The 24,986-nt window shown below is 68.9% G+C and carries 25 protein-coding genes; 15 read left to right on the plus strand and 10 right to left on the minus strand.

Annotated features, from left to right (window positions below):
- The first annotated feature begins 5 nt into the window (after window positions 1–5).
- From OG555_RS15775 to OG555_RS15790, 4 genes are read left to right on the plus strand one after another with little or no spacing between them, the layout of a single operon-like run.
- Window positions 6–776 (plus strand): NUDIX hydrolase, encoded by a 771-nt coding sequence (locus OG555_RS15775; protein WP_329483640.1) that lies wholly within the window; start codon window positions 6–8, stop codon window positions 774–776.
- Window positions 773–1,945, plus strand: a complete 1,173-nt coding sequence (locus tag OG555_RS15780; protein WP_329483641.1) for a MarP family serine protease — start codon at window positions 773–775, stop codon at window positions 1,943–1,945. Before OG555_RS15775 ends, OG555_RS15780 begins: the two co-directional genes overlap by 4 nt.
- Window positions 1,946–1,991: 46 nt before the next feature.
- Window positions 1,992–2,501 (plus strand): SigE family RNA polymerase sigma factor, encoded by a 510-nt coding sequence (locus OG555_RS15785; RefSeq protein WP_329483642.1) that lies wholly within the window; start codon window positions 1,992–1,994, stop codon window positions 2,499–2,501.
- Between the two features lies 1 nt (window position 2,502).
- Entirely contained in the window at window positions 2,503–3,135 is a 633-nt protein-coding gene (locus OG555_RS15790) for a hypothetical protein (protein WP_329483643.1), read from the plus strand.
- A gap of 3 nt (window positions 3,136–3,138) precedes the next feature.
- Here OG555_RS15790 and OG555_RS15795 read toward each other — a convergent pair whose 3' ends face one another.
- From OG555_RS15795 to nhaA, 3 genes are all read right to left on the minus strand, one after another.
- Window positions 3,139–4,044, minus strand: coding sequence for an alpha/beta fold hydrolase (locus OG555_RS15795; RefSeq protein ID WP_329484828.1), 906 nt, complete (start codon window positions 4,042–4,044; stop codon window positions 3,139–3,141).
- Complete coding sequence (locus OG555_RS15800) at window positions 4,041–4,484, minus strand: phage holin family protein (protein WP_329483644.1); 444 nt, start codon at window positions 4,482–4,484, stop codon at window positions 4,041–4,043. The genes OG555_RS15795 and OG555_RS15800 overlap by 4 nt, the downstream gene beginning before the upstream one ends.
- 74 nt (window positions 4,485–4,558) lie before the next feature.
- Window positions 4,559–5,773 carry a Na+/H+ antiporter NhaA gene (gene nhaA, locus OG555_RS15805; RefSeq protein WP_329483645.1) on the minus strand — a complete coding sequence of 405 codons (1,215 nt, stop codon included), beginning with the start codon at window positions 5,771–5,773 and terminating at the stop codon, window positions 4,559–4,561.
- Window positions 5,774–6,081: 308 nt separating this feature from the next.
- Between nhaA and OG555_RS15810 the strand changes: the two genes are divergently transcribed.
- Together OG555_RS15810 and OG555_RS15815 are read left to right on the plus strand one after the other, a co-directional pair.
- A complete protein-coding gene (locus OG555_RS15810) occupies window positions 6,082–6,528 on the plus strand; it encodes a CBS domain-containing protein (protein ID WP_329483646.1) in 447 nt (148 codons plus the stop codon).
- 19 nt (window positions 6,529–6,547) lie between these two features.
- Window positions 6,548–7,837 carry an ArsB/NhaD family transporter gene (locus OG555_RS15815; RefSeq protein WP_329483647.1) on the plus strand — a complete coding sequence of 430 codons (1,290 nt, stop codon included), beginning with the start codon at window positions 6,548–6,550 and terminating at the stop codon, window positions 7,835–7,837.
- Here OG555_RS15815 and OG555_RS15820 read toward each other — a convergent pair.
- Together OG555_RS15820 and OG555_RS15825 are read right to left on the minus strand one after the other, a co-directional pair.
- A complete protein-coding gene (locus OG555_RS15820; protein ID WP_329483648.1) occupies window positions 7,819–8,490 on the minus strand; it encodes a haloacid dehalogenase type II in 672 nt (223 codons plus the stop codon). The genes OG555_RS15815 and OG555_RS15820 overlap by 19 nt on opposite strands.
- A gap of 120 nt (window positions 8,491–8,610) precedes the next feature.
- Window positions 8,611–9,558: a glutathione S-transferase family protein gene (locus tag OG555_RS15825; protein WP_329483649.1), complete on the minus strand. Its 948-nt coding sequence runs from the start codon at window positions 9,556–9,558 to the stop codon at window positions 8,611–8,613.
- Window positions 9,559–9,767: 209 nt separating this feature from the next.
- On the opposite strand from OG555_RS15825, the gene OG555_RS15830 reads away from it, so the two are divergent.
- Window positions 9,768–10,526, plus strand: a complete 759-nt coding sequence (locus OG555_RS15830; protein WP_329483650.1) for a GntR family transcriptional regulator — start codon at window positions 9,768–9,770, stop codon at window positions 10,524–10,526.
- A gap of 6 nt (window positions 10,527–10,532) precedes the next feature.
- Here OG555_RS15830 and OG555_RS15835 read toward each other — a convergent pair whose 3' ends face one another.
- Together OG555_RS15835 and OG555_RS15840 are read right to left on the minus strand one after the other, a co-directional pair.
- Entirely contained in the window at window positions 10,533–11,207 is a 675-nt protein-coding gene (locus OG555_RS15835; protein ID WP_329483651.1) for an SIS domain-containing protein, read from the minus strand.
- Window positions 11,208–11,252: 45 nt separating this feature from the next.
- Window positions 11,253–11,855 (minus strand): NAD(P)-dependent oxidoreductase, encoded by a 603-nt coding sequence (locus OG555_RS15840; RefSeq protein WP_329483652.1) that lies wholly within the window; start codon window positions 11,853–11,855, stop codon window positions 11,253–11,255.
- Between the two features lie 73 nt (window positions 11,856–11,928).
- Here OG555_RS15840 and OG555_RS15845 point away from each other — a divergent pair, with 73 nt between their 5' ends.
- The 7 genes from OG555_RS15845 (at window position 11,929) to OG555_RS15875 (ending at window position 18,436) form a co-directional block, all read left to right on the plus strand.
- On the plus strand, window positions 11,929–12,282 hold the full coding sequence (locus tag OG555_RS15845; protein WP_329483653.1) for a winged helix-turn-helix transcriptional regulator: 354 nt from the start codon (window positions 11,929–11,931) through the stop codon (window positions 12,280–12,282).
- 9 nt (window positions 12,283–12,291) lie between these two features.
- Window positions 12,292–12,747 carry a MarR family winged helix-turn-helix transcriptional regulator gene (locus tag OG555_RS15850; protein WP_329483654.1) on the plus strand — a complete coding sequence of 152 codons (456 nt, stop codon included), beginning with the start codon at window positions 12,292–12,294 and terminating at the stop codon, window positions 12,745–12,747.
- A 426-nt stretch (window positions 12,748–13,173) separates the two neighbouring features.
- Window positions 13,174–15,108 carry an acetate--CoA ligase gene (gene acs, locus OG555_RS15855; RefSeq protein WP_329484829.1) on the plus strand — a complete coding sequence of 645 codons (1,935 nt, stop codon included), beginning with the start codon at window positions 13,174–13,176 and terminating at the stop codon, window positions 15,106–15,108.
- Between the two features lie 121 nt (window positions 15,109–15,229).
- Window positions 15,230–15,814: a helix-turn-helix domain-containing protein gene (locus OG555_RS15860; protein ID WP_329483655.1), complete on the plus strand. Its 585-nt coding sequence runs from the start codon at window positions 15,230–15,232 to the stop codon at window positions 15,812–15,814.
- Window positions 15,811–17,211, plus strand: a complete 1,401-nt coding sequence (locus OG555_RS15865) for an MFS transporter (protein ID WP_329483656.1) — start codon at window positions 15,811–15,813, stop codon at window positions 17,209–17,211. Before OG555_RS15860 ends, OG555_RS15865 begins: the two co-directional genes overlap by 4 nt.
- Before the next feature lie 69 nt (window positions 17,212–17,280).
- Complete coding sequence (locus tag OG555_RS15870; protein WP_329483657.1) at window positions 17,281–17,721, plus strand: hypothetical protein; 441 nt, start codon at window positions 17,281–17,283, stop codon at window positions 17,719–17,721.
- 271 nt (window positions 17,722–17,992) lie between these two features.
- A complete protein-coding gene (locus OG555_RS15875; RefSeq protein ID WP_329483658.1) occupies window positions 17,993–18,436 on the plus strand; it encodes a MarR family winged helix-turn-helix transcriptional regulator in 444 nt (147 codons plus the stop codon).
- Here the strand turns inward: OG555_RS15875 and OG555_RS15880 are convergent.
- The gene (locus tag OG555_RS15880) at window positions 18,433–19,347 is read right to left on the minus strand and encodes a superoxide dismutase (protein WP_329483659.1); all 915 of its coding nucleotides are present in this window, start codon (window positions 19,345–19,347) and stop codon (window positions 18,433–18,435) included. The two genes, OG555_RS15875 and OG555_RS15880, sit on opposite strands and share 4 nt — an antisense overlap.
- A gap of 97 nt (window positions 19,348–19,444) precedes the next feature.
- Between OG555_RS15880 and OG555_RS15885 the strand changes: the two genes are divergently transcribed.
- A complete protein-coding gene (locus OG555_RS15885; protein ID WP_329483660.1) occupies window positions 19,445–20,455 on the plus strand; it encodes a winged helix-turn-helix domain-containing protein in 1,011 nt (336 codons plus the stop codon).
- Window positions 20,456–20,532: 77 nt separating this feature from the next.
- Here OG555_RS15885 and OG555_RS15890 read toward each other — a convergent pair whose 3' ends face one another.
- Complete coding sequence (locus OG555_RS15890; RefSeq protein WP_329483661.1) at window positions 20,533–21,000, minus strand: hypothetical protein; 468 nt, start codon at window positions 20,998–21,000, stop codon at window positions 20,533–20,535.
- 233 nt (window positions 21,001–21,233) lie between these two features.
- A complete protein-coding gene (locus tag OG555_RS15895; protein ID WP_329483662.1) occupies window positions 21,234–24,824 on the minus strand; it encodes a discoidin domain-containing protein in 3,591 nt (1,196 codons plus the stop codon).
- Between the last annotated feature and the right edge of the window lie 162 nt (window positions 24,825–24,986).

A 24,986-nucleotide genomic window follows, 5' to 3' on the forward strand; every position in this document is an offset into this window, starting at 1 on the left:
GCCCCATGACCTTCGAAGGTGTGGAGATCCCCGAGTGGCTCGAGACGTTGGCGAAGGCGTCGGAGACGGTTGATCCGAACGAGTTGTCGAGGTTCCTGCCGCCGGACGATCCGTCGGTGCGGAAGTCCGCCGTGCTGATTTTGCTTGCTGATGGCAACGACGGGCCGGAGGTGCTGCTGACCGAGCGGGCCTGGACGTTGCGCAAGCACGCCGGCCAGATGGCGTTCCCCGGCGGTGGTGTCGATCCGGAGGACGGCACCGGCGACGAGGGACTGGTGCGGACCGCGTTGCGTGAGGCCGAGGAGGAGACCGGGCTCGATCCGGCCGGCGTCGTACCGTTCGCGGTCTGGCCGGCGCTGTGGGTGCCGGTCAGCAACTTCGGCGTGTCGCCGGTGCTGGCCTGGTGGAGGGAGCCGTCGCCGGTCGCGGTGGTCGACCCGGCCGAGGTCGCCTCGGTGCACACCGTGCCGCTGCGCGCGCTGGCCGACCCGGCGAACCGGATCAGCTGCCTGCACCCGTCCGGCTTCACCGGGCCGGCCTTCACCATCGGCGACCTCTACATCTGGGGCTTCACCGCCGGGCTGCTGGACAAATTGCTCCTGCTCGGCGGGTGGGCGCGCGACTGGGACCCCTCGCTCGTCGTACCGTTGCCCGACCGACTGGTCGAGGCGGCCTGGCGGAGCGAGGGGCGACGGCCGGAGGACGTGCGGCGGCTGACCGCCATCGAGCACGACCTCGGCCGGTCGACAGGTGAAGAGCCGGAAGGTGCGGAGTGAGCAAGCTCGACTGGGCGTTGGTGATCGTGACCGCGCTGGTGGCGATCTCGGGATACATCGAGGGGTTCGTGCTGGGCGCCTGCGCCACCCTCGGCCTGCTCGCCGGTGCCGCCATCGGGGTCTGGGGCGTGCCGCGGGTGCTCGACAACTTCTCGCCGAGCGTGTCGGTGTCGTTCGCCGCGCTGGTGCTGGTGGTGCTGCTGGCCTCGATCGGCCGGACGCTCGGCGCCGTCCTCGGGTCCAGACTGCGGAACAGGATGTCCTGGCGGCCGGTGAAGTTCCTCGACGCGCTCGGCGGCGCCGCGCTGGCGGCGGTGTCGGTGCTGATCGTGTCCTGGGTGCTCGGCGTCGCGGTCAGCGGGGCGCGGATCCCCAGCGTGACGTCGGCGGTCCGTGGCTCGCAGGTGCTGGCGAAGGTCGACGAGTTGCTGCCGAGCAGCGCCGACCGGGCCCTGCAGTCGTTCAACGACGTGGTCAACACCGATCTGTTCCCGCGCTTCCTCGATCCGTTCGTGCCCGAGCGGATCCGCGAGACGCAACCGCCGGACGCCGCGATCGCCCGGCAGAAGCCGGTCCGGGACGCGTACAGCCGGATCGCGAAGGTGACCGGGGTCGCCAGTTGCTCGCGCGGCCTCGAGGGCAGCGGATTCGTCTACGCGCCGCAGCGGGTGATGACGAACGCGCACGTTGTCGCCGGGGTGAGCTCTCCGCAGGTCCAGGTGAACAACAAGAAGTACGACGCGACCGTTGTCCTCTTCGATCCCGAGACCGACATCGCCGTACTGTACGTGCCCAAGCTGACCGAGACGCCGCTGGACTTCGACTTCACCGGCAAGGCCGACGACCCGGCTGTGGTCCTGGGCTACCCGGAGAACGGTCCGTTCGACTCCGAGCCGGCCCGGATCCGATCCGAGGAACGTCTCCGCGGCCCGGACATCTACGGCGACCGCACGGTCACCCGGGAGGCGTACTCGATCTGGGCCTCGGTCCGTCCCGGCAACTCGGGCGGACCGCTGCTGTCGAACAAGGGCACCGTGTACGGCGTGGTCTTCGCCGCCTCGGTCGAGGACAACCGCACCGGCTACGTCCTCACCGCCGACCAGGTCTCCGACGACGCCAAGGACGGCTCCACCGCCACCCAGGAGGTTTCCACCCAAAGCTGCACCTAGGTCGTGCAGCAGATCGGCGCCGCCGCCGCGTTGGAGAGGTGTGACGGTGACGACGGATGGGGCGAGACGGGCGTTGTCGTTCGACGAACTGGTGACGTCGAGCGAGCGGCGACTGCTCCGGCTCGGCCTGATGCTGACCGGCGGTGTGCACAGTGCGGAGGACCTGGTCCAGACGGTGTTCGCCCGCGCGCACCGGAAGTGGGACCGGATCAGCGCGGTGGAGAGCCCTGAGGCGTACCTGCGCACGATGGTGGTCAACGAGTTCCTCAGCTGGCGCCGCTTGCTGAAGAGCCGGGAGGTCCCGCTCGCCGAGCCGATCGACCGGCCGTCCGAGGAGGACATCGGTTCCAGGCAGGCCCAGCGCGACGCCGCGTGGCGTCTGCTCGCCGGGCTGCCGCGCCAGCAGCGCGCGGTCCTGGTGCTCCGGTACTACGAAGACCTGCCGGACGACGAGATCGCCGAGGTGCTCGGCGTCGCACCTGGAACCGTCAGGTCGAACGCCGCCCGCGGGCTGGCGACCCTACGCACCCACCTGCCCGCTGAGGAGGAGCACTGACATGTCCAGGCTGACCGACGACGATATCGAACAGCTGCTCCGTGAAACCTTTGTAGAGAAGGAGAATCTGGTCGACGAGTTGCCTCTGGCAACCAAGCGCCGAAACCCCGGGCCGGTGCTGCTCGCGGCCGCCGCGGTCCTCGTCGTACTGGCCGGAGTCTTGTACGGCGTCAATCGCGCCGGCGACCCGGATGCGGTGTCACCCGCCGGCCAGGTGAGTACGACGGTGCGGGCCGAGGGCGACGACGCCATGATCTGGGCTGCTGCCATCGAATCGATGCTTCGGCAGGTGACGCCGGGGCAGGGCTGGAAGACGGTGTTCGTGCTGGACGAGTCGAAAGCCGGAAAGGGCCCTGCCTTCTCCGACCCGCAGAGGAGGCTGATGGCGGCGATTGTTCGCAAGACCGCCCCGATCGCGTTCAACGAGGATCTGTCACCGGCGCCTCCGACGTGCCGCGACCGTCGGGTCGGGGTGACCCTGGTCAGCGAGATAGCCGACGAGGCCGACCACGCCGAGGTCGACGTGAGCCTCTTTCACGACTGCAACCACTGGACGTGGGCGAAGTATCGCGTCGAGAAGCACAAGACCTGGGTCGTCACGGCGACCTTGGACCAACGGACGCAGACCTGGTAGGTCTCACTCCAGACTGGCCAGCCAGTTGACCAGCATGCTGTTGAACAGGTACGGGGTCTCTTCGTGGGGGAAGTGACCGGCGGTGGCGAGCAGTTCGTGGCGGAGGGAGGCCGTGACCAGGCGAGGAGGGGTGGTCGCGGTGGGGGACACCGCGGAGTCCTGGGCGCCGTGGAGCTGCAGCACGGGCACGTCGATCGGCGTACGCATCCTGGCCGAGTACTTGCGGCCGTCAGGACGTAGCCGGGAGCGGGCGAACCAGCGGTGGTACTCGAGCGCGCAGTGCGGGGCCGGCCAGACCTGCAGCGCGGCGCGGTAGCGGCGGGACGCCTCCGCGTCCGGGAACGTGCCTCCGGGCGCGGACCAGGCGCGGAGGAGTCCCTCGATGTGGATGCCGTCCTGAGCCAGCAGCCGGCGCTCCGGGAGGATCGGCAGCTGGAACCAGGCAGTGCGGGTCAGCGCCTTCGTCAGACCGGAGCGGGCCAGCAGGAGCGGGTGTGGCGCGGAGACAGCCGCCAGTCCGCGGACCTGTCGCGGTGCGAGTACGGCGGCCGACCAGGCGATGAACCCACCCCAGCCATGGCCGATCACGACGGCATCCGTTGCGCCGAGCGACCGGATCACGCCGGAGACGTCAGCAGCGGCGGTGTAGGGGTCGTAACCGCGAGGCGTCTTGTCGCTGGCGCCGTACCCGCGCAGGTCCATGGCCACGGCGCGGTAGCCGGCCTCGGCGACCACTGGCAGCTGGTGCCGCCAGGCCCACCAGAACTCGGGGAAGCCGTGCAGGAAGAGGACGAGCGGGTCGTCCGCGGCGCCGCACTCCGCGACGTGGAACCGTGCCCCGTTGGCCGCGACCAGCGAGTGCGACCAAGGCCCGTCGACCAGCAGGTCGACGACACCCGCCGGGCTCAGCGCGGTACGCCCGGCTCGGGCCGGGTCTCGAGCGCGGGCTCCTGGTCGCCCTTGCCGATCGCCTTGAGCGCCTCGACCGACTCCTTCGAGCTCTCTATCGCGCGCTGCGGTCCCTTCGCGCCGGCCAACGTCCGCCGCCCGATGAGCACCAGCACCACCGCGATCAGCAGGTAGACCCCGGCAACGATCAGGAACGCGATGGCCGGGTCCAGCCCGGCCGCCGTGAGTCCGAACGCCGCGGCGATCGACAGCAGGATGATCACCAGCACGAGCAGGAAGGCCGCCGCCGCGAACATGCCGGCGCCGGTCCCGGCCTTCACGGCGGTCTTCTTGAGCTCGGTCTTCGCAAGTTCGATCTCGCCGCGGACCAGGCCCGACAGGTCTTTGCTGGCGTTCGCGACGAGCTGGCCGATCGTGGGCTCATCCCCGTTCTGCCCCATCGACATGGCACTCCTTCCACACGTCTGTCCCCTGACACTACCGCCGCGACGCCCCAACCCCGTGTACCCCAGGCTCAGTCGGCGTACGTCCGGTTCCGCCGGGCGAGCAGGATGGCGGCGATCAGTGCCGCCAGCACCGACGCGATCAGGACGGCGGCCTTCGCGCGCTCGACCTGGGCGACATCGGCGCCGAACGCGAGCTGCGCGATCAGCAGCGCGACCGTGAACCCGATCCCGGCCAGCACCGACACCGCGGCGACATCCCGCCAGGCCAGGTCGGAGTTCAGCTCGGCCCGGGTGAAGCGCGCGGTCAGCCACGACCCGCCGAACACCCCGATCGACTTGCCCAACAGCAGACCCGCGACCACACCGATCGCGACCGGGTCGGTCAGCAGCTGCCGTACGGCGCTCCCGCTCAGCGTCACCCCGGCCGCGAACAGCGCGAACAGCGGTACGGCGATGCCCGCGACCCACGGCCGGAGCCGGTGCTCGATCCGCTCGGCCGGTGCGTGCTCCTCACCCGGATCCGGCACCACCCGCGTGACCAGCCCGAGCGCGACCCCGGCGATCGTCGCGTGGATCCCCGACTCGTGCATGAACCACCAGGCGCCGATGGCGATCGGAATGTACAGGAACGGCGTCCTGACGCGGCGGTGCTGCAGCAGGTACCAGAGCGCGATCAGGGCGATCGAGGCGAGCAGCGGGAGCAGGTGGAAGCCGTGCGAGAAGAACACCGCGATCACCAGGATCGCGCCGAAGTCGTCGACCACCGCCAGTGTCAGCAGGAACGCCCGCAGCGCGCTCGGCAACGACGACCCGACGATCGCCAGCACGGCCAGGGCGAACGCGATATCCGTTGCCGTCGGCACCGCCCAGCCGCTCGGCCGGCCGTGGCTGGCGGTCAGGTTCACCGCCAGGTAGATGATTGCCGGGAGCACCATTCCGGCGACGGCCGCGACCACCGGCACCACCGCTTCGCTCAGCTTCGACAGCGTGCCGACCACCAGCTCCCGCTTCAGCTCGACACCGGCCAGGTAGAAGAACAGTGTCAGAGCTCCGTCAGAAGTCCAGCCCTCGACAGTCAGCGGTCCGAGCTGGGTTTCGAGCAGGTGGTGGTAGCTGTCCTGCCAGGGTGAGTTGGCCCAGACCAGCGCGACCACCGCGGCGGCCAGGAGTAGCAGTCCACCCGTGGTCTCAGCACGGAGTGTGTCGGCCAGGAAGGCTCGTTCGTGCCCGAGAATTCGCGGGAACGCGCGCTTCTTCTGCCGGATCCGCCGAGTCTGGCTCATGCTCGAAGCCCTTTGTTCGGGGTCGTTTCGGACACTGCCGACCAGGCTTCCCGGCACACCGTGTGATCAGGTCGCCGCGTCCGCCGGACGGCGATTCCGACAGGGCGATTCTAACTGTTGGTGTTTGCCTGCGCTGCCCGCTTGCGGCAGGGTTGGGGGCGGTGCGCCGGGAAGTCTGGTCGGCATGCTCGTGCCCACGCCGGGGTGCGAGCCGGTCGCCGTTGCCCCGGGAGGTCTTGTGCGCACTGCCCGTCAGAGCCGCGTGAGAGGGATCATCCGGCGGCCGCATCCCGGCGTACGCTGCAGATGTGCACGGAGAGCAACTGGCCGAAGAGTTCCCGGTGGTGAGCCTGGACGACGACGCCCGGCAGGCGGTCGAGCTGCTGGCGTCACATCGGCTGCCCGGGCTGATCGTGACGAAGGCCGACGGCAGCCCGTGCTGCGTTCTGCCGGCCTCGCAGGTGGTCCGCTTCCTGGTTCCCCGCTACGTCCAGGACGACCCGTCGCTGGCCCGGGTGATCGACGAGTCCCTCGCGGATCGGATCGCCGACAAGCTCACCGGGCTGACGGTCCGCAAGCTGCTGCCGGACGAGCCCCGCGAGATCGCGGTGGTCAACCACGACGACACGATCCTCGAGATCGCCGCCATCATGGCCCGGCTGCGCAGCCCACTGGTGGTCGTGGTCCGCGACCGTCACATCCTCGGAGCGATCACCGCGTCCCGCCTGCTCGAGCAGGCGATCGCTCCGCACTGACCGACAGCGCGATGACCGCATGACGGTCGTCGCGGTTTCGGTGTTCGTGATCGCCTATGTGCTGATCGCGACCGAGCGGGTCCACAAACTGCTGGCCGCACTCGGTGGTGCCGGCGTGCTGCTCGCGCTCAGGGTGACGGACTCCGATCATGCGTTCTACTCGCCTGACACCGGGGTCGACTGGAATGTCATCTTCCTGCTGTTCGGGATGATGGTGATCGTCGGTGTGCTCCGCCGTACCGGTGTCTTCGAGTACGTCGCGATCTGGGCGGCCAAGCGGGCCAAGGGATCGCCGCTGCGGGTGATGATCCTGCTGACGCTGATCACCGCGGCCGCGTCGGCGTTCCTGGACAACGTGACCACAGTGCTGCTGGTTGTTCCGGTGACGCTGCTGGTCTGCGACCGGCTCGGCATCGACCCGATCCCGTTCCTGATCGCCCAGGTGATGGCGTCGAACATCGGCGGTGCGGCCACGCTGATCGGCGACCCGCCGAACATCATCATCGCGAGCCGGTCCGGCCTGACCTTCAACGACTTCCTGATCAACATGACCCCGCTGGTCGTGATCGTGCTGATCGTGTTCTGCCTGGTGCTGCCGCGGCTGTTCAAGGGGTCGTTCGAGGTCGATCCCGAGCGCGTGAACGACGTGATGCGGCTGAACGAGCGCGAGGCCATCGAGGACCGGACCCTGCTGATCAAGTGCGGTGCAGTCCTGCTGCTCGTCTTCGTCGGCTTCGTCGGGCAGTCGTTCCTACACATCGAGCCGTCGATCGTGGCGCTGCTCGGGGCGGGCGTCCTGGTGCTGATCTCGAAGGTCCCGACGCGGGACTACATGTCGAGCGTCGAGTGGCAGACACTGCTGTTCTTCGCCGGCCTGTTCGTCATGGTGGGCGCCCTGGTCAAGACCGGTGTGATCACGGACCTGGCCGACCGGGTCGGCTCGGCGACCGAGGGGCACGTCCTGCTCACCGTGATGCTGATCCTGGTCGTCTCCGCGGTGCTGTCCGGCATCGTCGACAACATCCCGTACGTGGCCACCATGAGCCCGGTCGTTCTGGAGCTCACGAAAGGCATCGCGGACCCCGCTCAGGCACACGCACTCTGGTGGGCGCTCGCGATCGGCGCCGACTTCGGCGGCAACGCGACGGCTGTCGGCGCGAGCGCCAACGTGGTGGTGATCGGCCTCGCGCTGCGGGCCGGGTCACCGATCAGCTTCTGGGCCTTCACCCGCAAGGGGCTGGTGATGACCGCGATCACGATAGCCATCGCCGCGCCGTACCTCTGGCTGCGCTACTTCGCCTTCGCCTGAAGGGATTCCGCGAGCGCCACGAAGTCCTCGGCCACGATGTCCGGTGTCAGGAAGGCCTTCGGGTACGGCGTACTCCGCCGGTCGATGTAGATCCCCTGCAGACCGGCCCGCTGGGCGCCGTCGATGTCCCACGGATGGACCGCGGCCAGCGCCATCCGCCCCACGGGCAAGCCGCACACGTCAGCGGCGTACCGGTAGGCGTCCGGATGGGGCTTCCAGCGTTGGGGTGCGGCGACGTCGAGTCGGTGGTCGAGCAACGGCATGATCCCGCCCTCGGTGAAGACACGCTCGGACATCGCCGCCGATCCGTTGGTCAAGGTGATGATCCGTACGCCGGACTCGTGCAGCCGGCGGAGTCCCGGCTCGACGTCCGGGTGCAGCGTAAGACGCGTGAAGCCGGACAGTACGCCGTTGATCGTCTCCTCGGTGGGGTCGATCCCAGCGGCGGCCAACTGGCTCGCCAGGACGTCACCGCCGACCACGCGGAAGTCGGCGTACGCCCCGGCCGCGGTCAGCGCGAACCCGTCTCGCAGGGTCGCCGCGAACCACGCGTCCAGACTGTGCGCGGGCAGCCCGGCCGCGACGAATCCGTCCCGCAGCGACTCGAGGTCGGTCAGCGTCTCGTTGACGTCGAGGACCAGCACGTCGATCATCGCGACTCCCGCCATCTTGGATCAGTCCCTCAACGATAAGACCATCGGCCTGGTGGAGACCTTCGTCAATGCGCTGAAGGTTGCCGAGAGCAAGTACCTACGGGCGGGCCCGCCCTCTGATCAGGTGGTCCAGACGCGCGGGTCCGGGCCCTTGGGGACGATGCCGGTGGGGTTGATCGTGTCGTGGGTGACGTAGTAGTGGCGCTTGATCTGGTCGAAGTCGACCGTCTCGCCGAAGGACGGGAGTTGGAAGAGGCGGCGGGCGTAGGCCCACAGGTGGGGGAACTCGGTCAGCTTCTGGCGGTTGCACTTGAAGTGGCCGTGGTAGACCGCGTCGAAGCGGACCAGGGTGGTGAAGATGCGGACGTCGACCTCGCGGAGCGTGTCCCCGAGCAGGTACGCGCGATCCGCGAGCCGCTCCTCGAGGATGTCGAGCCGCGCGAACAGGGCGTCGTACGCCGCCTCGTACGCCTCCTGGCTGGTCGCGAAGCCGCACCGGTAGACGCCGTTGTTCACGTCCCGGTAGATGTCCTCGATCAACTCGTCCATCTCGGCGCGGTCCGGTGGGATCAACTGGGGTGCGCCCTCGCGGTGGAAGTCGGTCCACTCGGTCGAGAAGTCGAGCGTGATCTGCGGGTAGTCGTTGGTGACCACTTCGCCGGTGCGGGTGTCGATGATCGCGGGCACCGTCACGCGGCCGTCGTACGACGGGTCCGTCCGCAGGTAGGCCTCGGACAGGAACTCGATGCCGAGCACCGGGTCGCGGCCGTCCGGGTCCAGGGTGAACCGCCAGCCGCGCTCGTCCCGGATCGGGTCGACGATCGCCAGGCTGATCGCGTCCTCCAGGCCGAGCAGACGCCGGACGATCACCGACCGGTGCGCCCACGGGCAGGCCAGGCTCACCACCAGCCGGTACCGACCGGGCTCGACCGGCCAGCGGCCCTGATCGTCCGGGCCCTGGCCGGGCGCGGATCGGGAATCGCGGGTGATCCGGCCAGTGAATCGATTGCCCTGCCGCTTCCACTCGCCGGTGGATGAGCTCTCCTGTGCGAACTGTGCCGCGGTCATGATGACGAAACTACCCGGTCCGAAATTCCTGCAACCTGTGGATGGCTCACTGGCCGTGAAGTGGTAGCAGCCGTTACAGTCAGGCTGACAAGGTCGTTCGGGACAGCGATGTCAAGGCGGCCGAAGCACTCGAATGATCAGGAGCACGACCGCGGCTCGCGACCCCCGGCAACCGGTTTGCCGGGCAGATTCCCAGGGATACTGACCTCATGGCCCGCCCAAGGAACAACCCCGGCGACCTCGCCGAGCTCCCCACGGAGCTTCGGACCGATCGGCCGAAGGGTGACCAGATCCGCGAGATTCTGGAGAACCTCACCCGATCCCTCGCCGTCGGTACCGTGCTGCCCTCCGAGCGCGTCCTGGCGGAGCGCTTCGGCGTGGCCCGGATGACCGTGCGCCAGGAGGTGGACCGAGTGGTGGCCGAGGGCCTGGCCGCCCGGCGCCCCGGAGGCGGCACCTTCGTCGCCGAGCCGCGGCCGTCCCGGATGCTCGCGTCGTCGTTCAGCCAGGACATGATCAACCGCGGCATCAAGCCTGGCGCCAAGGTGCTGGAGCACCGGGTCGGCTCGGCCGACGAGGACCTGGCCCGCGAGCTGGAGGAGCCGGTCGGCACCCCCGTGCTGCACCTGGTCCGGCTGCGCACCGCCGACGGCGAGCCGATGGCGATCGAGCGCACCGCGCTGTCCCTGCACCGCTACCCCGGCCTCGAAGACATCGACTTCGGCGAGAACTCCCTGTACGGCGAACTGTCGTCCCGCTGGGGCGTCACCCTCGGCATGGTCTCGGCGTCGATCGTCGCCGCCCCGCCCGAGCCCGGCGACGCCGCCCTCCTCGAGATCGACTCCACCACCCCCTGCCTGATCATCACCTCAGCGCCCCGCACCGCCTCCGACGAGGTCATCGAGTTCGGCCGCTCCACCTACCGCTCCGACCGCTACGACATCACCGTCGCCTACCGCGCGACCTGACCCGGCCTAGACGTTCAGGCTGCGTAGGACATTTGGGGTTTGGCCAGACTCGGTGAGGCGGGTGACGATCTCGACCGTGAGGGCCTGGACGAGCATGGCGCCGACCATGGTTGAGGTGGCTCCGGTGCGTTCGGGGCTGCCGTCGACCTCGATCAGGGCGTCGCCGGGGACGCCGCAGTTGTCGATCACCACGTCCGCGGTCTCGAACAGCCGCTGACCACCCGGGGCCCGCGACGTCGTCGCCGTACTGTGGGCCATCGACGTCAGCACGATCACCTGCGCACCCCGTTTGCGGGCCCCGAGCGCGAACTCCACGGGTACGGCGTTCCGCCCCGAGTTCGACGCGATCAGTACGACGTCACCCGCGGCGATCTCGTTGATCTCCAGGAGTACGTCGGCCAGCCCGGGCAACCGCTCGAGCAGCGAACTCTTCTGCAACCCCTCGTGCAGCATCAGCCCCGGTTCGAGCACCGCCCGGACGTCGGCCAGCCCGCCGGCCCGCCCGTACAACTCCTCGGCGAGCACGTGACTGTGCCCGGTCCCGAACACCCAGAACCGCTTCCCGGTGGTCAGCGCCTCGACCACCAACCCGGCCGCGACCCGAATCGGCCCGACCTGCGTCTCCGCGGCCCGCTGCGCGATCTCCAACGCCTTCTGCAAGTACCCCTCGGCCCCAGCCATGCCGCTGAACCTACCGCCCCGCCGCCCCGCCCGCGAGAACCCCGTCTAGACCACTACGCCGAGAGCCGCGCGATGATGGGCAGGCTGGTCCACCTCGTCCACGAGCGCGATAGCGAGATCGGCGTACGAGATCAGCCCGGCAGCGTCGCCTGGTACGACGCGGTAGCCGCCGGAGCGCGTCGGGTCGGCATGGTCGAAGTCGCCGGCCGGTGCCACCGACACCCAGTCGAGTGTCGACGCCGCGAAGGTCTCCAGCGCCGCTCGGTGCGCGAGGTAGAACGACCGGTACTCCTGCGGGTAGCCGCGGGTGTCCATCAGCAGGGTGCCGTCGGCAGTGGGGAGGACCGACGCGAGGCCGACCCAGATCAGACGGTGGACCTGAGCCTTCTCCAGAGCGTCGACGAGCGCTTGGGACGCTTGAGGGAAGAACACGGCCGGGTCCGTGCCGCCGTCGTACACGGCCGCGATCACGGCGTCGTGGTCCACCGCGAGCTGGGCGATCCGCTCCGCGTCCGTCACGTCACCACCCACCAGTCCGTCTCCCGCCGTACGCGCGACAGCCGTCACCTCGTGACCTCGCCGGCGCGCCTCCTCCACAGCTGCCCGCCCGGCTCGGCCACGAGCCCCGATGACAAGAATCTTGCTCACTGCAACCTCCTCGATCCGCTGATGCCGCGACCGTAAAGGGCGGGCCGGTTACCGGTTGGATACCGTGAATGCCATGGAGGCGTTGCGGACGGACATGTTCGAGGAGATCTGCCCGTCGTCCCTGCTGCCGTTCCGGATCGGCGGGGACAAGTGGGCCGGGCTGGTGATCCGCTGCCTGGAGGACGGCCCGCGGCGGTTCTCCGAGCTGCGGGTGCCGTTGGCGCGGGTCAGTCCCAAGGTGCTCACCCAGTCGCTGCGCGCGCTCGAGCGGAACGGCTTCGTCCACCGGACCGAGCACACGACGCCGGTACGGCGGGTGACGTACGAGCTGACCGAGCTCGGCCGGAGTCTGCTCGAGCCGATGCGGGTGGTCTGCGAGTGGACGGCCGAGCACTGGGACGAACTGCTCGACGCGCGGGATTCGTAGGGTCAGCCAATGGTTAGACTGCGCGGCGTGGACGAGCAGACGCCGAGTGTGTTGACGCAGTTGCCGAGCTGGTTGCTGACGCAGAGCGCGACGCACGCGCAGCGGATCGTCGGCGAGGCGTTCGCCGCGGGTGGTGCGCGGGGCTATCACTTCCGGCTGCTCGCGACGCTGGTCGAGTTCGGACCGGCCAGTCAGGCGGCGCTCGGCCGGCGCAGCTGCATCGACCGCAGCGACGTGGTTGCCGCTCTCAACGAACTCGAGGCCGACGGGTACGTAGAACGCTCTCCGGACCCGGACGACGGACGCCGCAACATCATCACGATCACCCCGTCGGGCCGCCGGCAGTACAAGCGCCTGACCACCCTGGCCACGAGGGCCCAGGACGAGATCTTCGCCGCGCTCTCACCGGCGGACCGCGGCCGCCTGACCACTCTCCTCGGCCGCCTCCTCGCCCAGCACCAGTAGCTACCAGACCGGGAGCTGAGCGCGAGCAGCCTTCCGGGTACGGCGAACGCGGTGCTCGCGGGCGTGGACCCGGCGGCGGGCGGCGCGGGAGATCTTCCGGGGCCTCGCGGCGGAAGCAGTCGGCTCGGACATCTGGGGTTTCGGCTGCGTCGCGTTCACGACCACTCCGATGCACGGGCCGTCCGAACGGTTCCGTCGTACGCCGGAATCTCCGGCCGCCCGGCCTGGAATTGGTCCTGTTCGGCGCAGATCGGGGGCTGCTCGGCGATACACCGGTTCCGCCTCGGCTCCGGCGTTGGTAGAAAGGTGGCGGGCGCGCCAGCGCGCCGAAGCCAGCGAGGAGGAGTCGTCGACGTGACGAATGCAGAGTCACCCCAGTCCGGAGCCGCCCAGGCAGGGGGCCAGTCCGAGGCACTGTCGAACCTGATGCACGAGGAGCGCAGGTTCGAGCCGCCGGCCGAGCTCGCCGCGCACGCGAACCTCAAGGCCGACGCCTACGACCGCGCCGCCGCCGACTTCGAGGGGTTCTGGGCCGAGCAGGCCAAGCGGCTGACCTGGGCCACCGAGCCGACCGAGACGCTGGACTGGAGCAACCCGCCGTTCGCGAAGTGGTACGCCGACGGCAAGCTGAACGCGGCGTACAACTGCGTCGACCGGCACGTGGAGAACGGCCTCGGCGACAAGGTCGCGTACTACTTCGAGGGCGAGCCCGGCGACACCCGGGAGATCACCTATGCCCAGCTCAAGGACGAGGTCAGCCAGGCCGCCAACGCGCTGCTCGAGCTGAACGTCGAGCCCGGCGACATCGTCGCCATCTACATGCCGATGATCCCCGAGACCGTGGTCGCGATGCTCGCCTGCGCCCGGATCGGTGCCCCGCACACGGTCATCTTCGGCGGCTTCTCCGCGGACGCACTGAAGGGCCGCATCCAGGACTGCGACGCCCGCGTGGTGATCACTTCCGACGGCGGCTACCGCCGTGGCGCCGCAGCAGCGCTGAAGCCCGCGGTGGACGCCGCGCTGGTGGACTGCCCCGATGTGCGCAACGTGCTCGTAGTACGCCGTACCGGCCAGGACACCGCGATGGTGGACGGCCGCGACCTGTGGTGGGACGACTTCGTCGCGAAGCAGTCGCCCGAGCACACGCCGGAGGCCTTCGACGCCGAGCACCCGCTGTACGTGATGTACACGTCCGGCAGCACCGGCAAGCCAAAGGGCATCCTGCACACAACCGGCGGCTACCTGGTCGGTACGTCGTACACCCAGTGGGGCGTGTTCGACCTCAAGCCGGACACCGACGTGTACTGGACCGCGGCCGACATCGGCTGGGTCACCGGCCACAGCTACATCGTGTACGGCGCCCTCGCGAACGCGACCACGTCCGTGCTGTACGAAGGCACCCCGGACACCCCGCACCAGGGCCGCTGGTGGGAGATCGTGCAGAAGTACAAGGTCTCGATCCTGTACTGCGCGCCGACCGCGATCCGGACCTTCATGAAGTGGGGCAAGGACATCCCGGAGAAGTTCGACCTGTCGAGTCTGCGGGTGATCGGGTCGGTCGGCGAGCCGATCAACCCGGAGGCCTACATCTGGTACCGCGAGAACATCGGCGGGAACAAGGCGCCGGTGGTCGACACCTGGTGGCAGACCGAGACCGGCATGCACATGATCTCGCCGCTGCCGGGCGTGACCGCGGGCAAGCCGGGTGCCGCGATGAAGGCGATCCCGGGTGTCAGCGTGGACGTCGTCGACGACGCGGGCAAGTCGGTGCCGGACGGTTCCGGTGGTTACCTGGTCATCACCAAGCCGTGGCCGGCCATGCTGCGCACGCTGTGGGGCGACGACCAGCGGTTCGTCGAGACATACTGGTCCCGCTGGCCGGGGATGTACTTCGCCGGTGACGGTGCGAAGAAGGACGAGGACGGCGACCTGTGGCTGCTCGGCCGGGTCGACGACGTGATGAACGTGTCCGGACACCGGCTGTCCACCACGGAGATCGAGTCCGCGCTGGTCTCACACCCGAAGGTCGCCGAGGCCGCGGTCGTCGGCGCGTCCGACCCGACCACCGGCCAGGCGATCGCCGCCTTCGTGATTTTGAGGTCCGAGGCCGGTGACGGTGGTCCCGACGTCGTCCAGGAACTCCGCAACCACGTCGCCAAGGAGATCGGCCCGATCGCGAAGCCTCGCCAGATCATGGTCGTCGCCGAGCTGCCGAAGACCCGGTCCGGCAAGATCATGCGCCGCCTCCTCCGCGACATCGCCGAGAAACGCGAGGTCGGCGACGTCACCACCCTCGCCGACTCCACTGTGATGGACCTGATCAAGTCCAACCTCGAGTCCGGCAAGGCCGACGAGGACTAGGCCCGCCGCGTCGTACTCCGAAGGCCCCCGGAACGCCGCTCCGGGGGCCTTCTGCGTGCCGGGTTCAAGAAACTGCACGCATACCTTTGCAAAAGGATCTTTGCAAAGATATGTTGTGGATATGGCATCCTCCGCGATCACGCCGTCCGCCGCCGGGCTCCGGGCGCTGTCCCACCCGACCCGGCTGAAGATGCTGATGCTGCTCCGGCTCGAGGGGCCGGCGACGGCGACTCAGCTCGCTCAGCAGCTCAAGCTCAACACCGGCGCCGCGTCGTACCACCTTCGTCAGCTGGCCGAGCACGGGTTCATCGCCGAGGACACCGAGCGCGGCGACGCCCGTGACCGCTGGTGGAAGGCGGCCCACGAGAGCACCCGCGCCGACCTCGATGCGCGCGCCGGCGAGGAGGAAGCCGAGAGCGCCGAGGCCTACCTGCACACCGTCGCGCTGATGTACACCGAGACGCTGATGCAGCACGCCGAGGAGCGGCGCTACCTCCCGGCGCCGTGGCAAGCGGCCAGCACCACCAGCGACTGGCATCTGCGACTCACCCCGAAGCGTGCCGAGCAATTGGTCGAAGCCCTGGCGAAGCTGATCGACGACTGGCGCGAGGACGGCGAGGAAGCGGCCGGCACCAGTTCGTTCGTGGTCAACCTCAACGCCTTCCCGCGCCCCGGCACCGTGGTCCTGGAGGGAGAGGACTCATGAGCGTCAGCAGCCGGCGCGTCCCGCTCTACGGCTGGCTGACCGCCCAGGCGATCTCCCTGCTCGGCACGCGGGTCTCGATGATCGCCATCCCGTGGCTCGTGCTCACGACAACCGGTTCCCCGACACGGACCGGACTCGTCGCCTTCGCTGAGATCACCCCGATGGTGCTGCTGAAGGCGTTCGGCGGGCCGCTGGTCGACCGGGTCGGACCGCGCCGGATGGCGATCAACGCCGACGTACTCTCCTTCCTCGCGGTCGGGATGATCCCGCTGCTGCACCACACTGGCGCGCTCACCTTCCCGATCCTGCTCGGCCTGGTCGCGGTCGCGGGCGCGCTCCGCGGTCCGGGCGACGCAGCCGGCACGGCCCTCATCCCGGCCCTCGTCGAGCGCGCGGGCGTGCCGTACGAGCGGGCGACCGGACTCTCGTCGGCCATCGAGCGCGGCGCGACGATGATCGGCGCTGCGATCGCCGGTGGACTGGTGGTCGCGGTCGGCGCGGCGAACGCCGTCGCCGTCGACGCTGTCTCGTTCGCGGTCTGCGCCGTCGTGCTCGTGCTCACCACGCGCGGCCTGGTCGACCGCAGTCCCGACCGGCGTGAGGTGGTCGAAACAGTCGCCCCCGAGCCCACCTCGTACGTCGCCCCCGAGCCCACCTCGCACGTCGCCCCCGAGCCCACCTCGTACGCCGCCGACCCCGCGATCGCGTCGTCCGTAGCCGAGCCCGCGGTCGCGTCGTCCGTCGCCGAGCGCACGTCGTATGCGATGGAGTTGCGCGCCGGCTGGCGGTTCCTGCGCGGTGACGCCGTACTGATGAGTCTGTGCGTGATGGTGGCCGTGACCAACCTGCTCGACCTGGCCTGGTCGTCGGTTCTGCTCCCGGTTTGGGCGCGTGACTCCGGCGCCGGAGCCGGTGCCGTCGGCCTGGTCTTCTCGGTCTGGGGAGGCGCGTCGATGCTCGGCTCGGTCGTGGCGGCGGCGTATGGCGCGCGGCTGCCCCGGTTCGCGACGTACCTGGTCGCCTTCCTGATCACCGGATTGCCGCGCTTCGTCCTGTTCGCGCTCGGCGTCCCGCTGTGGGCGATCCTGGCGATGTGTGCGATCGGCGGACTGTCCTCGGGCTTCCTCAACCCGGTGCTCGGCGCCGTCCAGTTCGAACGGATCCCGCGCGAGATGGTCGGCCGGGTGACGTCTCTGACCAGCGCCCTGTCCTGGTCGCTGATGCCTTTGGGGGGCGTGCTCGGTGGCATCCTGGTCAGTGGCATCGGGCTTTCGCCCGCACAGCTGGCGATCGGGCTCGCGTACTTCGCCGCGACCATGGCGCCGGCGCTGATTCCGAGCTTCCGCGGGATGAACCGGCAGCAGCCCGCCGCCGAGCGCGCGGCGGTCACCGCCTGACGGCCGCTCCGCACATGCGCTGCGGTCGCCGCCTGACGGGTGGTCCGCGCACGGCCTAGGCTGCCGGGCATGACTGCCCTCGTCGCGATCATCCACGCGGGCCTGGCGGCGGCGTGGGTCGGTGGGATGGCCTATTCGCTGTTCGTCGTCCAGCCGAAGCTGAAGCGGTACTTCGGTCCCGATCAGGAGGGCCGCGAGACGCTGACCGCAGTGATTGCCTCAGGCAACCGTTGGAAGGTGGTCGGGCTGATCGCCGCGATCACGCTCAGCGGTCTGGTCCTGCTGCTGATGCATAGCGAGCACTGGTGGATCCACGCCGTCAAGGGCTTGTTGTTGCTCTGTGCAACCGGCATCTTCTGGTACGTCTCCTGGCGGCACTGGCCGCGCCGGGTGTTCGCGACCGCGGCGGAAGTGCCCGCGCTCCAACGCCGGCTGATCGTTCTCGCGACCACGATGCTGGCGCTGACCGGACTCGCGTTCGCTCTCGGAGTGGTCGCCGTCCACCTATGAGGTTCGTCACCGGATCCGCCCCTTGTGATCACACATCGTCAGAAATGCGTACGTCGAGGCCATCGCCGGCCAACTCCGCGGCCTGCTCTCCGATCACCATCCGGTCTTCGACCTCATTGACCGGGAAGCGGCCACGCAGCTCGCTCGGTCAGCTGCCCCGGAAGCGCGCAGGCACTTGGAGCAAACGTTGTCCCTGGCGACGTGGCTGGATCTCTACAAGCCGGACATCCGCTGGAACCAGTCATAGGAGATCGCTCTCAGCTGTGCCAGGATGGCGCTTCCTTCGGAGGTGATCGCGATGGCGCAGGAGACCCTGCAACTGCTGGTGAGCATGCACCGGATCGTCAGGCACCTGCGCCGGAGCAGAACCACCACGGATCTGCACCCGACGCAGTTCCTGGCGCTGATGCTGATCGCCGACGAGCAACCGATCCGGATCGGCGAGATCGCCGCCCGGGTGCCGTGCTCACAGCCCACCGCGACGACCACGGTCGCGTCCCTCGAGGAGGCCGGGCTCGTTCGCCGCGAGCCCGACCCCGTCGACGGCCGGGCCACCGCGGTCGTCCTCACCGAGGCCGGCGTCGCCACGGTCGAAGCCTCCGGCCGCCAGGCCGCCGACGAGTTGGGCAAACTCCTCCACCGCCTCGACGAAGCCGACCAGGCCCTGATCCTCAACGCCGGCCAAGCCCTATCCCGCCTCGCCGACGACCTCTAGTGAAGGCCGGGCACCACCGAGACCGTGTACGGCGGGGTGCCCGGGGCGACGTCGAGCTGGCTGTTGACCCACAGCAGCTGGCCGCGGTCGCGGGCGATCGTCGTCGGCGTGGCGCCGGCTGCTCCCGGGCTCGAGTCCGCGACCAGGGTCGCCTTGGTCAGGTCATGGTTCAGCAGTGCGAGCCTGGTGACGTACTTGCCGCCGCCCGCGTTGTAGACGGCGTACAGGTGGTGTCCTTCGAGCAGGTATCCGTCGCCGGAGAGGATGCCGTTGGGCACCTCGAGGACGCTGACCTGCTTGGTCAGCAGGTCGATGCGATAGGTGACGTCCTGACCTTGCTCGCCGACCAGGAGGGTGCGGCCGTCGGTGACGATGCCGTTGAGGAAGTACGGGATCGGCTGGATCTGGTCGCGGGTGAGCCAGGGCTTCAGCTCGCCCAGTCCGTGGCGGGTGAGGGGCGCGCGCCAGATCTGGTTGTTCGCGGAATCGGTGACGTAGACCGCGTCGCCCGTGATCGTGAAGTCGTTGAGGAACGAGCCCGGGGTAGCTTCGCGGACGACGAGCAGTTGGCCGCGAGCGTCGTACAGGAAGAGCTTCGACGTACTCGCGCCGGCGACGAGCACGCGGCCCCACCGGTCGACGTGGACGCCGGTCGCCGAGGTCCGGCCGTCAGTGCCCGCGGGCAGGAAGAGCTTCAAGCGTGGAGACGACGTGCTGCCGCGATAGACCGCACCCGTCCCGACGCTGGTGACATACATGGTGCCGTCGCGCGTGACCTCGATCCCTTCGAGCGTCTCGCCTGGCGTGGTCGAGACGACGTACGTCGAGGGTCGCGTGTGACTGGCATGAGCCACCGCGGGTTGTCCGGACACCATCAGGACCAGGATCGAGAGAACCACCATCCGCTTCATCGCGACAGCGTGGGGTGGGCCGGCGGTCGGTCGCGACCGGATTCGGCCAGAACCGAAGTGGTCGGTGAGCTGACCTGCGGGCGGGCACAATCGGGAGATGATCCGGATCCACTTCACCGCCGCGGACCTCGGCCGGGTCACGTTCCCCGCCGAACCTCATACGCTGTGGGACACCGCCCTCGCGGCCCGCGCGCTGGGCGACCGCGCGATCCCGCCGATCGCGCGGCGGTGGCGCCGCGACGTCGGACACCGGGTCACGCCGTCGATGCGGCCGCTGTTCAAGCTGATCGCCCCGACCGGGCAGTTCCCCGACTTCCTCACCCCCGCGGTGCCGGGGTCTGGTCTGGAACCAGCGGTGGAGATCCTTATGAACACCCCGGCCGAAGTGGTCCGCGACGAGCTCGGCCCCTGGCTCCCGGCCGAGCCCGACCTCTTCATGCAAGGTCTGCTCAGCGGCCGCGCCGGAGCCGGCCGCGCGCTGGGAGTCGCCGTCCGCGAGCTTCATCCATACGCCGCGACGTCCGAACTACAGCGTCGATACGGCGCCGACCTGGCGGTCCGCTCACGGGCAGTACTCCACGGCGGCGTCGACGCGCTCCTCGGCTCACTCCATCCCGACGTCGAGTGGTTCACACCGGTGCTGACCAGCTACGGCCTGACCGGCGGGTCGACGCTGGACATCCACCTGAACGGACGGGGCCTCGAGCTCTACCCGTCGTCCCTGACCGCCGAATGCCTGGCCCTGGACGCCCCCGGCCGTCGCCCAGTCCTCGTCTACCCCTGCGCCGACCTGCCCACCGACGACCTAGCCACCCCCGACGCCCTCGCCGACCTCTTGGGCCGCACCAGGGCCGCCGTACTCCGCGCCCTCAGCCACTCCGCCACCACCACCCAACTCTCCCGCCGCGTCGGCATCTCCCTGGCCTCCACCTCCGACCACACCCGAGTCCTCCGCTCCGCCGGCCTCCTCACGACCCACCGCACCAACGGCACCGCCCTCCACTCCCTAACCCCCACCGCCCACAACCTGTTGTCCGGGGCAACCCAGGGCAACCTGGGGCAGATCCCCAAACCCCCTCCCCGAACCGCCGACACCCGCTACAGTTGAGTACGCCGGGGGACAAGAGTCCCCCGGAAGTGAACCCGGCAGCCCACCGGACGGTGGACGAGCCGGGTTTCGCGCGTTCACAGCCCTCTCAGCTGACAGAACGGCGCCACGGCTCGTCGCCACTCACCACCGCGCATCCAGCTCCAGGCAACCGCATCCGGCATCCAAAGCAACGGGTCGGCCTTGGCAACCAGCACGTCCCACCGAAGCGTCTCGTGGCAGCCGAAGCGACGAGTGGCGTCACGCAGCCACCGGCGATCATGCTCATACGTCGACTCCTCCAACTCAACGACAAGCCGCTCGGCGGACGAAGCGCAGTCCCTGACGATCGCCTCGAGACACTGACGGCGATCCGCATGCGTGTCCCGATCCGCGCGATACAGATCCACGAGCAGATGGATCCCCGTAATCACCTCAAGGATCTGCTTGCGACGTGCGGGTCTCTCGTGGTTGAAGTGCAGCCGTTCCTGTCCCGGCAACAGCACTCCCTTGAGTGCCTTGCGCGCAACGGTGACATCGCCCGACGGGCAGCGCGCAGCAGCCATCAGCAGCCCTCGAGCCTTGGTCTCGTCGACGAATACGTGGATCGGCATTTCCCCGCCCTGTTGAGTGCAAGGTTCGACCTTTGCACGTGCGGAGGCAGGGCTGCGGGTGTGACACCGGGGCAGGTCGGGGCAGATCGAAATGCCCCAGACTGCTGCAGAACAAGGCAATACGTGGTGGGTGCAACCTGCCAGGGGCCGGCGGAGAGGGTGTCCGGCGGCCCCTGGGGTGTGGGTCAGTTGCGGGTGATGGTGAAGGTTGTGGTGGTGTTGCGGATGTCTACTGCGTTGTTGGTGAGGGTGAGGTTGTTGAAGGTGACGTTGCCGACGGCTGGGCCCTGGCCTGGTTCGGGGAGTTCGTTGGCCCAGATGCCGAAGCCGGACTTCGCGTCGAAGGCGTCGCCGCTCTTCTGCGCGCCGGAGATGGTGACGTTGGTCAGGACGGTGTCGGCGACCGGGAACTGTGGTTGCCCGCCGACGTAGTTGGTCTGGAACATGATGCCGCTGTACGTCGGATCGACGATGTCGACATCACTGACGCGGATGCCCTGGAAGACCTTCGACGCCGAGAAGATCCAGATCCCGGGGAACGCCTGGTTGCCCCAGAAGTGACCGCCGGACCGCACCACGGAGACGTTCTGGAACTGGGTCGGCGGGGTCGCGCCGAAGCCGTTCATCGGGATGCCGAAGTCGAGCGAACTGATCGTGATGCCCGGATAGGTGAGCATGTCCGCGGCGTTCAGGTTGCGGAACACGTTGTTCGTCCCGCCGTACACCGCGAAGCCGGCGGCCCGCCAGGTCAGCGACGCGGACAGGTTCTCGAAGACGTTGTCCCGGACCTCGCCGCCGCCGTTGTCGGTGGCGTTGAAGAGCGCGAAACTGTCGTCCCCGGTGGACCGGGCGTCGTTGTTGCTGACGGTGTTGCCGGCCGAGCCGTTGGTCATGTTGATGCCGTCGGCGAACGAGTCCCGGATCCGCGAGTTCTTGATCACCGAGTTGTCGGTGTTCGCGCCCCAGTACAGGCACATCTGGTGTTCGGCCCAGACGTTGTCGATGGTCATGTTCGAGGTGTTCGCGAAGTTGAACACGTTGCCCGGTCCATCGTTGCGGCTGTCGTAGTTGCCGAAGTACGCGAATCCGCTGAACGTCGACCCGTTCGCGGACGACTGCGCGTCGAAGCCGACGTCGGTGTTCGACTGGGTCTGCGGTGCCACGAAGCGGGTGAACCACGGTCCCGCGCCGACCACCTTGATCGCCTTGCCGTACAGGGTGAACTTCGACGACGTCTGGTAGTCACCCGCCGGCAGGTACACGCCCTGCAGCGTGGTGTCCTGGCGCACCCGGTCGAGTGCGCCCTGCACGTCCTGCTGGGTGAACCCGGCCGGCGTCACGAAACCCGTGCCAGGGTTGGCGATCGGCGTCGCGGCCTCGGTGTCGACGAAGTCGATCGAGTACGTCGTACCGTTCGACGGATCCTTCTGCAGCCGGATCTTGGTCCCGGCCGGGTAGGTCTGGTCCAGCATGATGCTGGCTTCGTCGTAGATGTGCCGGGCCGGCCCGGACCCTGGTGAGTTGTTCGGCGAAGCCTCCGCGCCGTACAGCCAGGAGTACTTCGAGGTCATCGGCAACGTCTTCGCGAAGCTGCCGTTCACGTAGACGCTGATCGACGACGTCTGGCCGCCACCGCCCGCCGAGTCCGGGATCGAGAACCGGGTAACGAGGGTGTTCGTGCTGGCCCGCATGGTGAACTCGACGTACGAGCCGTCCGAGTTCAGCGTCACCGCGCGCCGTCCGGACGCCTCGCCGGCCAGGTCGCCGATGGTCCGGTTCGGTCCGATCACGGACGCGCCGCCACCGATGGAGGCGTCCTCGGCTTCCATGTGGTCGTACGGCATGTTCGCGCCGCGGCCCACGAAGAACGGCCGCTCGCTGGTGTTGTTGGTCCGCTTGACCGGCAGTTCGTTCGCGTCGTCCGCGAGTACGACGCGCACGGTGTAGCGACCGTTCACCGCCGTCCAGTTGCCGAGGGCAACAGCGGGTGTGGTCACGCCGGCCGCGATCGAGCCGTTGTACGAGCCGGTCAGGGTGGTCACGACATTGGCGCCGTTGAGCACTGTCAACGTGATGCCGTGTGCGCCGGATGCCGATGCGACACTGCCCTGGTCCTTCAAGGTGACCGAGAAGGCGACGGAGTTCCCGGCGGCCGGATTGCCCGGCGTCCAGTTGACCGCAGCCGCGATCAGATCCGAGCTCGCAACCGGGGTCACGACCAGTGGTCCGGACGCGTTCGCCGTGTTGTTCCCGTCGTTCTGCTCGATGACGGTGTTCGACTCGTCGACCTTCGCGCTGAGGGCGTAGCTGCCGGCGTCGCGGGTGCCGATCGAGGCGCTGACCGTTGTCGACGCCCCGGCCGCGAGTGCGCCGACGGCAGCCGTACCGACCTTGGTGGCACCGAGGTAGAAGTTGACGTCGGTCGCCGGGGAGTCCGCCGTACCGCCGTTGTTGACGGTCGCGCGGATCGTGATCGTGTCCGTCTCGACCGGCGAGGTCGGCGTCCAGGACACGTCGGAGAGCGTGAGGTCCGGGTTCGGCGCCGGCACGCCCATCACCTGGAGTTCGGCGACCTGGCCGGCCGGTGCGCCGGTGTTGCCGGTGAAGTTCAGTCGTACGTCAGCCACCCGCGCGCTGACGGGGATCGTCACGCTGTTCCCGCTCGCCGGGCTGAAGTTGTACGCCGCGCTCGGCACGATCGTGGTGAACCCGGACGCGCTCTGCTCCCGCCCGAGGATCGAGAATGTCTGCGTCCGCGGTCCCCAGGCCGAGTCCGGGTTGAGCCGGATCACGATCGAGCTGAGGTCCGCGTTCGCGCCGAGCTGGGTGGTCAGCGTGGCCGGATTGGCGTCGCCCTCCCAGTAGGTCTGGACGTTGTCGTCGTTGGCATTGGCCGGGACATAGGTGAACGTGTACCCGGACGCGGTGATCGGCTTGCCCAGCGCGAGGTTGCTGCCGGGTCCGCTGCTGCCGTTGCGGGTCACCGTGTTGCTGTTCGGCGATTGATTGCCAGCGGCATCTTTCGCGCGAACGAAGTACGTGATCGACGCGCTGCCCGGCTGGTTGTCCGTGTAGGTGAGCACAGTGCCGGCCACGCTGGTCCGCAGTTGCCCGTTCGCGTACACGTCGTACCCGGTGACGCCGACGTTGTCGGTCGAGGCGTTCCAGCTGAGCCGGATCTGGCCGGTGCCGGGTTCGGTGAAGGCCAGGTTGCCCGGGGCGGTGGGAGCCTGGGTGTCACCGGTCGCCGGACCGTAGACCTCGAGTTCGGACAGCTGTCCGGCCGGCCAGCCGGTGTTGTCGGTGATCCGGATCCGGACGTAGCGCGCGGTCGCCGTGCCGTAGTCGATCGTCACGGTGTTGCTCGGTGGGTTGAACGCGCGGGACGCGGACGCGGACAGGTCGGTGAAGTTCTGCCCGTCGGTGCTGCCCTGGACCGCGAGGGTCTCGTTGCGGGCACCCCAGTTCGCCGTCGGCAGCTTGAGCACGACCTGGTTGGTCGCGACGGACGAGCCGAGGTCGACCTGGACCCACTGCGGGAACGCGTTGTTGGCGCTCTCCCAGTAGGTGCCCTGGTTGCCGTCGGTCACGTTCGACGCGACGTAGGTCTGGGTGACGCTGCTGGCCGACGCGGCCTTGCCGGCGGCGAGGTTCGGTCCGGCCAGTACGGCGGCGGCCGCGGTGCCGGCCGGGGTCGGGGGGACGAGCGGGGCGGCCGCGAGCGCGAGACTCGCGGCGAGCAAGGCGGTTGGCAGCCGCCAGTTCGGGATTCGCATGGCCTCTCCTGGTGGGCGGGGGTGAGGACGCAAGGGAATAGCCGCCACGCGAAGTCGGAAACTTGCTCTAGTTTTGCTCGTTTCTTGCGTGACGCTGGCTTATTGTTACGGCATGGCTACGCGAGCGTCAACGCCTCGTGACGCTTGGTGGGGCTTTGGCAG

The sequence above is a fragment of the Kribbella sp. NBC_01484 genome (assembly GCF_036227145.1).
Lineage (GTDB): Bacteria > Actinomycetota > Actinomycetes > Propionibacteriales > Kribbellaceae > Kribbella.